We start from the raw sequence: 12,166 nt of genomic DNA on the forward strand, positions 1-12,166 counted from the left end.
CAAAATCATGGCAATAAAGAAACAATACCTTAAAAGCAAACCTGTTTGTAAAGTAACATTTACAGTACCTGCGGAAGAAGCTGAAAATGTAGCTGTTGTAGGGGACTTCAATAATTGGGATCCAAAAGGGAACACCTTGAAAAAGTTAAAAAACGGAACATTCAAAGGAACCTTTGACCTTCCAAAGGAAAACACATTTGAATTTAGATATTTGGTTGACGACACCTATGTGAACGATGTAGAGGCAGATCGTTACCAATGGAACGATTACGCTGGTACGGAAAATGCCGTTTTAGAACTGTAATCAGAAAAAAAATGTTGCCATTGAAGTCTTTAGGCTTCAATGGTGACCCCTTTCCAAAAGGCTACCCGACCTTTTATTGACCGGGCCAATTCACTGGTTTCTGGGTAATACCAAGCGGCATCTGTGTTTTCTTCTCCATCAACCTCCACGGTGTAATAAGACGCGACCCCTTTCCATGGGCAGGTGGTATGTGTTTCGCTGGATTTAAAGTATTCTTTTTTAATACTTTCTGCAGGAAAATAGTGGTTACCCTCAATGACTATGGTATCATCACTTTCTGCGATTACGGTATTGTTCCAAATTGCTTTCATAGGCTACTTTTTAAAAACATAGTTTTTAAACCACTGTTTATCATCCGTAAAACTGTTGACAATCTTAAGATCGGCTTGATTAGCCAACCATTCCACAGTGGTATCATCATACTTTTGGGAAATCTCTGTATGGATGGTTTCCCAAGCATTAAGACGAACATTAAGGTCTAAACTTTCAATCTGGACCGATTGGGCTTCTTTGGACACTAAATAGCTTTTAGCAGTTCCGGTCTCTGGATCATATGCTTCCCAGTGCAAAAATTTATCTACATCAAAGTTTCCACCCATCTCTTTATTGATTCGGGTAAGGATATTCTTGTTGAAAGCTTCTGTAATCCCAGTTTTATCATTGTAGGCATCCAAAACGGTCTGTGGGTTCTTTTTTTGGTCAAGACCCATGAAAATAAGGTCGTCATCGCTTATGGAATCCCTCATGTTTTTTAAGAACTCAATAGCTTGGGGGTGCAATAGATTGCCCATGTTAGAGCCCAAGAAAAGAATAACCTTGCGTCGGCCGTTAGCTTTTCCAATATCACGTAGCGTTTCAAAATAAGTGCCTTGCAGTGTATTGACCTCAACTTCCGGAATCTCCTTCTTTATGGATGTCTCCAACTGATGCAGGGCATTTTGGCTAATGTCAATGGGTCTATAATCAAAGCTGATTTGTTGGTTCACAAAATGACGAAGCAGGATTTTTGTCTTTTTTCCATCACCAGCGCCCAATTCGAATAGGCTGAAAGGTTCTCCATCTTTTCTGAAAAGCTGGGCTATTTCACCTTTGTTTTCATCTAAAATGTGGTATTCATAATCGGTAAGATAATACTCGGGCATCGCCATGATATCCTGGAATAGTTTATCTCCCACTTCGTCATAAAAGTATTTGGAGGATAAATATTTGGGAAATGCTGTCAGTCCCTCGTAAACTTCTTGTTCAAAAGTCGAGACGAAAGTTGGAGCTTGTGTTGTTTGCATAGGTCCTATGTCGAAATTATTTGGCCAACCTTAATCCGGTAAATTGCCAACGTAACTGGGGATGAAAAAAGTTTCGGTATGTATGTCTTGTATGTTTCTCCGGTGTTGCCACTGAACCCCCTCGTAAAACTTTTTGATTGACCATGAATTTACCGTTGTACTCACCAAGAGCGCCGTCAGCTTTTTTATATTTTGGATAGGGCAAATAAGCACTTTCGGTCCATTCCCAACGTTTGCCCCATGGGAAATAAGCTTGGGCAACTTCCCACTCAAATTCAGTAGGAAGGCGATGGCCCTTCCATTGTGCGTAAGCAAAAGCCTCAAAATAGGAAATGTGGGTCAAAGGTGTGGCCATGTCTACCTTTTGTAGTCCTTTGGAGGTATAATGATTCCATTCACCTTCGATTTGGTGCCAGTATAGGGGAGCGGAAATGTTATTTTGATTCACCCAATCCCATCCTTCGGCGTGCCAAAGGTCAAAACGTTGATACCCTCCATCATCTATGAATTCCAAAAATTCACCATTGGTGACCAATTTATTGGAGATTTCATAGGAATGGAGAAAGACTTTATGTCTTCCCAATTCATTATCGTAACAAAAATCTTCCGAATCATGCCCAATGTTATAGATACCTTCTTCAACTGTAACCCATTCTTGATTGTGACTTTCGACAGGATGGTCTTGAAATTGGACTGAATAAACGGGTAATAAAGGATTGTTTCCTAAAATATATTTGATATCGGTCAACAAAAGTTCCTGATGCTGTTTTTCGTGATGAATACCAATTTCCAACAAGGAATTCAGCTCACTGTTTTGGGTAATTTCAAAAAGCTTTTGAATGTTTTCAGTAACGTATTTTCGATACGCATAAACCTGATTTACCGAAGGTCTTGAAAGATTTCCGCGATCGGAACGAACGACTCTTTTGCCAACAGTTTCGTAATAGCTGTTGAATACAAAAGAGAAGTCGTCGTCAAATTGGGTATACCCTTGAAGGTGCGGTTTTAGGATAAATTCCTCGAAAAACCAAGTAGTGTGACCCAAATGCCATTTGGGCGGACTGACATCTACAACGGGTTGTACCACATAATCCTCAATCTCAAGGGGTTCGCATATGGATTCAGTGTGTTTTCGGGTTTCCAAAAAGAAATCCAACAGGGAATCGGTAAGAATCATAGCAGTGTTTTATTCCTTAAAGATAAAGAATAATGCCTTAGCCCATGGCATAGATGGGAAGGCTGAAACTAAAAGATGTACCCTCATTTGGCTGGCTAAATACCTTGATGCTGCTATCGTGGATTTCAACAATTTTTTTGACAATGGCAAGTCCCAAACCAGCTCCTTCTTTTTGCTCACCTACTTTGGTTTGTCGGTAACGCTCAAAAATCAAAGCCTGATTGTCTTTTTTGATGCCAGGGCCGGAATCCTTGATGATCACCTCCACGTGATTATCCTCGGTTTCGATTTTCACTGTGACCTTTCCGCCTTCTGGGGTGAATTTAAGGGCATTGTCCATCAAATTTTGAATGGCTCGTTCCACAAGAGAAATATCAGCAAAGACCAAAGGAACATTTTTGTCCATTGACAATTTTAGATCTATGTTCTTTTGTTCGGCCAATATCATGTAATTTCCATGGATATCATTGGCCAGTTCACTGATTAAAAAAGGTTCTTTTTCAGGTTGGATTTGATTGGCCTCTAATTTGGAATATTCAAACAATTGGGAAATCAGTTTGGACAAACGTTCACTACTGCGCGAAATGGTCTTCAAATATTCCGCCCTTTCTTCGGTGCTCAGCTCATTATCCTTCATGTGCAGGGTCTCTATATAACCTTGAATAATGGATAAAGGAGTTCGTAGATCATGTGAAATATTGGCAATAAGTTCCTGCCGTAACTGATCAACCGATTTTATTTTCTCAATATCGGAAAGAATGGTGTCCGCCATATGGTTGTAAGTACTGGCTACATTGGCTAAATCGGTTTTTTCCGCATTTTCAATTCTGTATTGAAGATCACCCTGTTGAAAACGCTTAGCGGCGTATATGATCTTTCGTAAACTTCGGGTAAGATACCAAATGGCAAGAACACCCAGCAACGTAGCAAAAATCAGGGTCAATATTGAACCTCCAAGACCTAAACGCATAAAATAGCTATTGAAAAGGTCGTTTTGGGTGGCTAAAAAATCTTTTCCAGCCAAAATAATGTATACATATCCGGTATGACCATCTTTGTTGAAATGGGCCGCCGAAAAAATAGTCTGTTTGGTCAAATCCTTTGGGTCATCCCCTAGGGTATAATTGCTTCCATTTTCATTAATGAACTTTTTTATCGGGATCAGGTTCACCTTTTTTTGCTTGGTTTCAGGAGCATCATGATTCAATACCACGGAGTATTGTACATATCCCTCTTCGTCCAAAAGATAGACTTCAATTGCACGGTTAACGGCCATCATATCGTGCATAATATCCCCAAAAAGGGCCTTGTTCACAGTTCCCGTAGAGTCAAATGGATGAGCATTTTTGAATTTTTCCTCAATAAGATCTTGTGCGAGATTGGCATGTAAACGCTGTGTGGTCTCGTGAAAATACTTGTTGGAAAGATAAATTGAGGTCACCGTATACCCGATTCCGGCCAAAAGCAGAATGGCCAGAAAAGACAAGGATAATTTTAATATAAATCGAACGGAAAGAATACTGTTTTTCATGGGTTGGTTTTTGGTCAGGCGCCAATAAGTTCTTCATTGAATTTGTAACCTACGCCCCAAGTGGTCAAAATAAACTTGGGATTGCTCATATCGGGTTCAATTTTGGAACGAAGTCGGTTAATATGTGAGTTTACGGTATGTTCATAACCTTTAAAATCATACCCCCAGATCATATTCAACAGCTTCGTGCGATCGTAGCTTTTTCCGGGATTGGACGATAGAAGTACTAGCAATTCAAACTCCTTGGGTGACAGTTCTATCTTTCTACCATCAAGGAGCACTTTGCGCATATCAACATCAATCGAAAGAATGTCATATTCCATGAGCTTTGGGTTGCCTTCGGACGTTGATTCCACTGTATCCATTTTTTGTCGTCTAAAGATGGCTTTTACCCTTGCGATAAATTCGCGAACGCTAAAGGGTTTGGTGAGATAATCATCAGCACCCACTTCAAGCCCCAAAACCTTATCAATCTCCTCTGATCGGGCGGTCAGCATTAAGATTGGGGTTTTAATTTCGCGGGCCCTTAGCTTTTGACAGATTTCGATGCCATCCATTTCGGGAAGCATCACATCCAAAATAATAAGGTCTGGATTTTCGGCCATGGCCTTTTGCAAACCAATATCACCTTGGTTTGCGGTAACCACAGAACATCCCAAATCCTTAAGGTGAATCTCCAAAAGACGAATGATCTCAATATCATCCTCAACGATCAAAACTTTTTTCATGATGCAACGAAGTAAAATGTAAAATATCACGGAAAGTTCACCATTTCGTATAAAATTTTCATGATATCCCGGTTTAACAGTCTGTTTTTTGGGTAAATCTTTACAATTTTCGCAAATACATTATTTAATTAACTGGTAATCAGAGTGTAATGAATTTTGACTTTTACGTGATATTTCTGCAACAACTTCCCTTTTCATTTGTAGAGCAATTATAAACAACAAGAAAATGAACAACTTAAAATCTATTATGACATTATTGGGCATAGGATTGATTTTGGTTTCATGTGATCCAGAAACAGACGATGCACCATTGGTCTTGAACGCAGGAGAACTTTCAGGAGGACCTTTTACTTTTACTGTTGATGGTACCCCTGATATGGTAAGCGGAATCACCTTGGATGACTCTAATGTGGTTGGAACCAACAAAGGGTATGTTATTACTGATGACGCTGGTAATATTTTAGGACTCCCACCTACGCTTTCCGATGTGGAAGGTGTTAATTTTGATGGTGCCGGAGCGGGAATTTGCTTTATATGGCACATTGTCTATGAAGCTGGACTTTCTGGATTGGAAATGGGCGAAAACACTGATGATTTATCTGGTGAATACGAGCTTTCCAATTCCATTATGGTTACGCGAAATGGTCTTAACGCTGGTAAACTTACAGGTGGCCCATACACATTTACCGTTGATGGAACTCCTGACATGGTGAGTGGTGTTGCTTTGGATGACACCGATCTTAACGGAACTAACCAGACCTTCGTGATTACGGATGACCAAAACAAAATTTTGGGGTTACCGCCAACTCTTGAAGCTCTTGAAGGTGTAAACTTTGACGGTGCCGGTGCTGGAGTGTGTTTTATATGGCACTTGACCTATGAGGATGGGCTTTCTGGATTGGAAGCTGGTGAAAACGTAGCAGATTTTGATGGAAACTATGCACTTTCCAATTCCATCATGGTAACTAGAAATGGGCTGAATGCAGGAAAACTAGCTGGTGGACCTTTTACTTTTAAGGTTGATGGAACACCTGACATGGTCAGCGGAATTACACTCGATGATGCGGAACTTAACGGAACCAACCAGACCTACGTTATTACGGATGATCAAAATAAAATTCTTGGATTACCACCAACGTTGGAAGCAGTAGAAGGAGTAAACTTTGATGGCGCAGGTACTGGAGTGTGCTTTATTTGGCATTTGACTTATGAAGATGACCTTGAAGGACTGGAAGCGGGTAATTATGTGGCTGACTTTAGTGGAAACTATGCACTTTCGAACTCCATAATGGTGACAAGGGAAGCACTGCAGACTAAAAACTTCACCGTTACTATAGAAAACGTGTTCCAACACAAAGATTATTTTGCCAACGGAACTACTGGATTAATTCTTCCAGGTCAGTCAGAATCCGTCACATTTAATGCAGGTACTGGGCATTACTTGAGTTTTGCGACCATGTTCGTTCAGAGTAATGATTTATTCTTTGCTCCAGATGAAAACGGAATAGCATTATATGATGCGGACGGTTACGCAATTACTGGTGATATCACAGATCAGATTGATTTATGGGATGCCGGAACAGAAGTGAACGAAGAGCCAGGTGTAGGCGCCAATCAACCTCCAAGACAAGCAGGGCCAAATACCGGTACTGATGAAAACGGAACTGTTGAACTGATCGAGAATGTAGGTGACGGCTATGACTACCCAGCGGTTAATGAAGCCATCAAGGTGAAATTGGAGCACGACGGAGGTACACAGTTTACATTGACCATTTACAATATTTCAGATACGTGTGACTTAGAAACACCATTCGCCCCTGGGGTATGGGTAATCAACAACGCTGACCAAACACCTTTATTTGTTGAAGGCGAAGCTGCTTCTGAAGGCTTGGAGGATCTTGCTGAAGATGGAGATATAAGCATTTTGGATGAAGAATTGACTGCTGTTAGTGGATTGGTTTCACCATTTGCACCAGGAGCTTATGAAATCAATGGACAGGTATTTACTACTGGAAAAGCTTCTTCTGCTGCCTTTGAGGCCTTGGCTGAAGATGGTAACCCTTCAGGTTATGATTATGTGTTCAATACTCCTGTGGGAGCAGGAGGACCAGCACCTATTTTCCCAGGTGAATCATACAGTTTTGAATTTACCGGACAGGCAGGTGACGTACTCTCTTTGGCAACTATGTTGGTACAATCGAACGATTGGGTAGTAGGAGCCAACAATATAGAGTTGTTCGATGGTGATACGGCCATTTCAGGAGATATCACTTCAATGTTCAGAATCTATGATTCAGGTACCGAAGTGGATGAATACCCAGGAGCTGGTGCGTACCAAGCACCAAGACAGCCCGGGCCAAACACTGGTGCCGATGAGAACGGCTATGTAGAACTTGAAACCCATATTCCAGCCAATGTACCTGCCATTGCCGATATGGTTAAGATTACAATTACAACCAATTAATCGCTATGAAAGAGAAAGTTCGCAGGTAGTTTGTTTAATTGTTTGTGGAACACCCAGGTTAGCGCCTGGGTGTTTTTTTATAGCTTAAAAGTTATGGGAATTGAAAAAGGAATCACAACGGGCTTACCATTGTTTTTACCGGGAATCATTTTTGGCAATTGTTGAATAATTCGGATAGCTTCTTTTTCCAAAACTTTATGAGGGCCTTTTGTTCTAATATTATCGATGCCACCCTCTTTAGTAATTTCAAAAATAATGTTTACTCTGCCAGATTTTCCGGATCTTATCGCTTCTACGGGATATCTAAAATGTCTTGTAATATGATCTTGCATCATTAGCTGAAAACACTGCTTGGCTTTTTTATATGAAAGATTCTCGCAACCGGGGAAAATGGGAATCTCCCATACCGTACCCCCTTCATATTTTTCTTCGGCAGGAATTTCTACCAGTATCCCATATTTTTCTTTAGGTGGAAGAAATAAATAATTGAAATAGTGGACAGATGCTATAGTATCAGCTTTACGGTTCAAAACTTTGAATTGGGGCAATGAAGGCGGTATCTCGCTTATCTGACCTCTAAATTTTTCAGATAGCTTTTTAGAGTTAATTTGAATCTGACTTTCTTTATTTTGTACATGACCTTCGCGATTAACCTGAATGGACAATCGAATGCTCAAAGTGTCTTTGGAATGTTTTCTGATTGCCATCAAATTACTCTTCTGATTTAGAATGGCAACTACCTTGTTTTTTATCAAACCATTTAAATATTCGATTGCGGCTGTTTCGTCACTTACATTTGGATGTATCAAAAGCTCCCGTGGAAAATATTCAATTTGTGGAGTTTTTGGTTTGGGTAGGATAAAGTGAACCGGAAGTCCGTAAACAAAGGATACACTTTTACCATCCTTAATTGCAGGTTTCAGATGGGAAAGCATCCCAATAGCTCTTACGGCCTCATTCTTAAAATCATCATTTTTACTTCGGGCCTTAATGTTTTTTATAGCTCCTATGGTATCCACTTCAAACTGAAGGTATACCACACCCTCTTCTTTGTTCAAAAGGGCTTGTTCGGGATATTGAACCACTTCGCCCACATGCTGAATTACTTGGTTCTTAAAACAGATGTTCTGGTCAGTTGCCCCATTGCAAGGACTCCCTTCAAACCGAGGAAAATGGTCTACCTCATGAGGGTTGTATAATTTCTTTTCTTGTGAAAATGCAAGCTGTGCAGAAAAGAATACAATAAAAGTAAAAATGATTTTCATGGAATATTGTTAGAATTTACTTCTTGAGCGTCCAACGGCAAGAACATTTAGTTCAGTTTTGAAATGGCTTGGTATGGGTTCATTATTTTCATTTTTGGCAGGCTCCAAGACAACTTCATTTTCCGCTAAATATTTTTCAATCGCTCTTTTGGCTTCCGGAAAAGTGGTCACGGCTATGGCGTTCGATAGGCTTCCATCTATATTGATCTCAAAATAGACCGTTACCTTACCGCTAAACTTTTGACCATCTGCCAAATGCAGTTTTTTTGATTTGGTCACAATGTCAAAAAGCTTGTCCTCAAGACAACGTTTTTGATCTTTTGCCCTTTTGCAGGTCGAAAAAACAGGAGGAATCGGAGCATCTTCGCAAGCGATAAGCGGTTCCGGTTCCGTAATTGGAGGTGTTTCAATGTTTGGATTGAAGACTATGGGGAAACTATGCGAGATGTTAACTGCTCTTCCATCTTTTTGTGCGGGAACCATTTTTGGAAGTGCTTTTACAATTCTGATGGCTTCTTCTTTAAAAGAGTTTTCAAGAGATCTTGCCTTAATGTTGGAAACTATGCCCAGGGTATCGACCACAAACTGAACATAGGCTTTTCCGGTTACTCCCTTTTCTCTGGCTTCTTCTGGATATTTGAGGTTAGTGGTCACATGGGACATCAACTGTAGCGTAAAGCACGATCCGGTATTTGGGTTTTTGCACAATTCACTATTGATGATGGGGTAGATGTCTACTTCATTGCTCTTATAGATTTTTGACTGTGCGAGCGAAACGTGAAAACACAACAAGAAGCCCAGCAAAAGAATTTTGTTCATAAATGACGTTAGGTTAAGGTAACTGGGGGTACTGTTGGTGAATATAGCCTACTGAACGATAAAATCAAAAGGTTATCGTGTAAAAAGAACCGGATTTAAGTGTGAATCGATGACCGAACCGATTTCCACCCCGGGGCACCAAGTTTCCCAATCGTTGACCTGTCCGTCGTTTTCTGGTTTTTTCAGGGTCATGTCCTTGTCCATATAAATAACGGTCATCACTTTTCGGGTTTGGTCGGTGGTATTGGCGCCTGCCCTATGGAAAATCCAACCGGAATGAAAACTGACCTCTCCGATATCAAAAGGTTCGGACACCGTTGGGCAATCGGTCAGCCGTAATTTTTCGCCAATTTTGGTTTCACTTTCATCGCTGATAGATAATTCCCTTCCTGTTAAGATGTGTTGACTGCCGGCGGAAAACTCCAAGGGACCCATTTCGGAAGGAACGGCCTGTAAGGGCATCCATAAGGTGATGGATTTGTCCGAAGATAAGGGCCAATAATATTGATCGGCATGCCAGGGCGTGATGCCACCGCCGCCTTCTTTAAACAGCGCTTGGTCGTGGTACATACGAACCCCATCCACTTGCATAAGGTCGGAAGCTAGCTGTGCCAGGCGTTTGCTGAACAAGATTTCCTTGATTTCTTCGTCCTGTGTCCACAGGTTGAAAATCTGTAAAAAGGCTTTACCGTAGGTGTCCCGTTCTTCGAGAGGAATGTCTTGGGTATTCAGCTCCTCCACTTTAGTGGAAATTATGGTATTGATATGCTCAAGAACCTCCGGCGGCAATACTTCTTTGATTTTGATAAAGGCGTTTTGTTTGTAAAATTCAATTTGCGCTTGGGTCAGTTGGAAGGGCTCTTGGAGAATATCGAGATTCATACTTTGGGTTAAGGGTGGAAGATTAAAAGTTCTAATACAGCAAGTTAAGCAAAAGTCAGTTGTATTGCATTTTGAAAATGAGATGGACAGAAACCGTCAATTCGAGTTTTTCCTGTCAGATTGAGCGTAGTCGAAATCAAAGGAAAAGTATCGAGAATAGGGTTTTGTGACGCCAAATTCTTTTCTTACTCAAATACTTCCGAAATATCTTCGATGAATTTTAAGGTACCTTGTTCCAAGGTCTGGGTAAGGGCGTCCAAATTGCCGAAATCTGGATTATTGACCAAAACATGTTCGATGATGGATTCTTTTGGGGTGGGAGAGAGGGGGTATTTGTTCCAATCCCGGTCTTGGAACACTTCCCAATATTTCTTTTGGATTTGTTTGTTCTGTCCTACCAGCCAAACTTCGAAACGAAGTACCTCGTGATTGAACACCAACCCAATTTTTAGTTTTTGGCTTTTTAGCGATTTTGGGGTGATGGGAAAATAGCTCATGTCCATATACCCTTGATAAAAATTGCCCACGATAAACTCCCCGGGGTATTGATTGATAAAATGGTTCCGTACCCCCATTAAATATTGGATAAGGGCCTTATAGGCTTGGGGAACATGGCCTAAGGCTATTTGTTCTTTGTACTGTGGGAAATGTTGTTGTAGGATTTCGTTCATTGATGAATTTTTCAGGTTTTTTATAAAGGTCATAATTTATTATGACCCTTAAAACCGAAGTGCGATTTATCTTTGGCCGATATATGGGGCGAATGATTTAAAGAAGGTTTTTAACCTTTGATGAGAGTTAAAAGGAAACAAATGTTAGATACAAAACAACTTGAAAATTTAGCCGAACTTATTAAAGATGGTTATGGCACCCCAGACAAAATGGCTAATGTTCTGGACTTAGGAGTAGAAATGTTGTTTTATGTTGAGGAAGGGGCCTTTTCCCAAAGGGAAATTCAACATGTGGTTACCGCTATCAGGGATATTGTTGGAGTTTTGAGGAAATCAGTAGTTGATTGATGATTTTATTATGGTGCTACTCAAAGTCACAATGAATAGTAGCTGCTATTATTGGACAATGTTTTTATTTGTGCGACAGCTGAGCTTTCAATTCTAACAAAGCACTAACTGCATTTTCGATTTGTTTGTCAGATTTAGTTCCAGTTACCACTTTTCCAGAAGGTTGATGAGTAATTTTTACATGAACAAACATCCTTCTAAGAATTTCCATTGGATCAAGTTCCTCTATTTCCAATTCTTCTTCATTAAAATATTCAATCACAAGATTTTTCTCTCCGAAAAAGCCTTTCAACTCTTCATACTGCTCATCTAAATCCATTCAATTTTTTTGCAAATGTTATACGACTGTCTCGGCAATGATTTCATCGAAATCCAGCTGTTTGATTAATACGTTTATTTAGGTGTGGTACAAAACCATAATGGGGATTATTGCCATTGTTAGCAAACGTTATTATTTTTCCATTTGTGCATTCCTCATCATTAAATCATATTCTATGCCATCATCTTTGATTTCGCCTTTCACTTTGATAGGTTCATTTTCGTTCAAATCTGGTTCTTGGGACTTGTCCGAAAACAATATCACAAGCTTCCTTCGATTTCCTTTAAAATCTATTTCTGTCAGAATATAATTGTGTCCACCATCCGCTCCAGTTGTTTGAACTTTATATTTCTTAACGAATAATTCTGTCATTTT

The 12,166-nt window shown here is 40.1% G+C and carries 14 protein-coding genes; 3 read left to right on the plus strand and 11 right to left on the minus strand.

What is annotated here, in order from left to right; all coding sequences use genetic code 11:
* The first annotated feature begins 7 nt into the window (after positions 1 to 7).
* Positions 8 to 304 (plus strand): isoamylase early set domain-containing protein, encoded by a 297-nt coding sequence (locus tag E4661_RS07135; RefSeq protein WP_136466142.1) that lies wholly within the window; start codon positions 8 to 10, stop codon positions 302 to 304.
* A gap of 29 nt (positions 305 to 333) precedes the next feature.
* Here the strand turns inward: E4661_RS07135 and E4661_RS07140 are convergent, their stop codons facing one another.
* Genes E4661_RS07140 through E4661_RS07160 form a run of 5 tightly spaced genes read right to left on the minus strand, consistent with a single transcriptional unit; the run spans position 334 to position 5,023 of the window.
* The gene (locus E4661_RS07140) at positions 334 to 615 is read right to left on the minus strand and encodes a DUF427 domain-containing protein (RefSeq protein ID WP_136466143.1); all 282 of its coding nucleotides are present in this window, start codon (positions 613 to 615) and stop codon (positions 334 to 336) included.
* Between the two features lie 3 nt (positions 616 to 618).
* Entirely contained in the window at positions 619 to 1,587 is a 969-nt protein-coding gene (locus tag E4661_RS07145) for an L-histidine N(alpha)-methyltransferase (RefSeq protein WP_136466144.1), read from the minus strand.
* Between the two features lie 16 nt (positions 1,588 to 1,603).
* Complete coding sequence (gene egtB / locus E4661_RS07150) at positions 1,604 to 2,764, minus strand: ergothioneine biosynthesis protein EgtB (protein WP_136466145.1); 1,161 nt, start codon at positions 2,762 to 2,764, stop codon at positions 1,604 to 1,606.
* A gap of 37 nt (positions 2,765 to 2,801) precedes the next feature.
* The gene (locus E4661_RS07155) at positions 2,802 to 4,295 is read right to left on the minus strand and encodes a sensor histidine kinase (RefSeq protein WP_136466146.1); all 1,494 of its coding nucleotides are present in this window, start codon (positions 4,293 to 4,295) and stop codon (positions 2,802 to 2,804) included.
* 14 nt (positions 4,296 to 4,309) lie between these two features.
* On the minus strand, positions 4,310 to 5,023 hold the full coding sequence (locus E4661_RS07160) for a response regulator transcription factor (protein ID WP_136466147.1): 714 nt from the start codon (positions 5,021 to 5,023) through the stop codon (positions 4,310 to 4,312).
* A gap of 226 nt (positions 5,024 to 5,249) precedes the next feature.
* Between E4661_RS07160 and E4661_RS07165 the strand changes: the two genes are divergently transcribed.
* Positions 5,250 to 7,487 (plus strand): spondin domain-containing protein, encoded by a 2,238-nt coding sequence (locus E4661_RS07165; RefSeq protein WP_136466148.1) that lies wholly within the window; start codon positions 5,250 to 5,252, stop codon positions 7,485 to 7,487.
* Positions 7,488 to 7,564: 77 nt separating this feature from the next.
* On the opposite strand, the gene E4661_RS07170 is transcribed toward E4661_RS07165, so the two are convergent.
* The 4 genes from E4661_RS07170 to E4661_RS07185 form a co-directional block, all read right to left on the minus strand.
* Complete coding sequence (locus E4661_RS07170; RefSeq protein WP_136466149.1) at positions 7,565 to 8,752, minus strand: energy transducer TonB; 1,188 nt, start codon at positions 8,750 to 8,752, stop codon at positions 7,565 to 7,567.
* Positions 8,753 to 8,761: 9 nt separating this feature from the next.
* Positions 8,762 to 9,571: an energy transducer TonB gene (locus E4661_RS07175; protein WP_136466150.1), complete on the minus strand. Its 810-nt coding sequence runs from the start codon at positions 9,569 to 9,571 to the stop codon at positions 8,762 to 8,764.
* A 72-nt stretch (positions 9,572 to 9,643) separates the two neighbouring features.
* The gene (locus E4661_RS07180) at positions 9,644 to 10,453 is read right to left on the minus strand and encodes a phytanoyl-CoA dioxygenase family protein (protein ID WP_136466151.1); all 810 of its coding nucleotides are present in this window, start codon (positions 10,451 to 10,453) and stop codon (positions 9,644 to 9,646) included.
* 185 nt (positions 10,454 to 10,638) lie between these two features.
* A complete protein-coding gene (locus tag E4661_RS07185; protein WP_136466152.1) occupies positions 10,639 to 11,124 on the minus strand; it encodes a DUF7000 family protein in 486 nt (161 codons plus the stop codon).
* Positions 11,125 to 11,265: 141 nt separating this feature from the next.
* Here E4661_RS07185 and E4661_RS07190 point away from each other — a divergent pair, with 141 nt between their 5' ends.
* Complete coding sequence (locus E4661_RS07190; RefSeq protein ID WP_136466153.1) at positions 11,266 to 11,472, plus strand: hypothetical protein; 207 nt, start codon at positions 11,266 to 11,268, stop codon at positions 11,470 to 11,472.
* 64 nt (positions 11,473 to 11,536) lie between these two features.
* Here E4661_RS07190 and E4661_RS07195 read toward each other — a convergent pair whose 3' ends face one another.
* Positions 11,537 to 11,791 carry a hypothetical protein gene (locus tag E4661_RS07195; RefSeq protein ID WP_136466154.1) on the minus strand — a complete coding sequence of 85 codons (255 nt, stop codon included), beginning with the start codon at positions 11,789 to 11,791 and terminating at the stop codon, positions 11,537 to 11,539.
* Positions 11,792 to 11,923: 132 nt separating this feature from the next.
* Entirely contained in the window at positions 11,924 to 12,163 is a 240-nt protein-coding gene (locus E4661_RS07200) for a hypothetical protein (RefSeq protein WP_136466155.1), read from the minus strand.
* Between the last annotated feature and the right edge of the window lie 3 nt (positions 12,164 to 12,166).

The organism is Flagellimonas onchidii (assembly GCF_004804315.1).
In the GTDB taxonomy this organism is placed as follows: domain Bacteria; phylum Bacteroidota; class Bacteroidia; order Flavobacteriales; family Flavobacteriaceae; genus Flagellimonas; species Flagellimonas onchidii.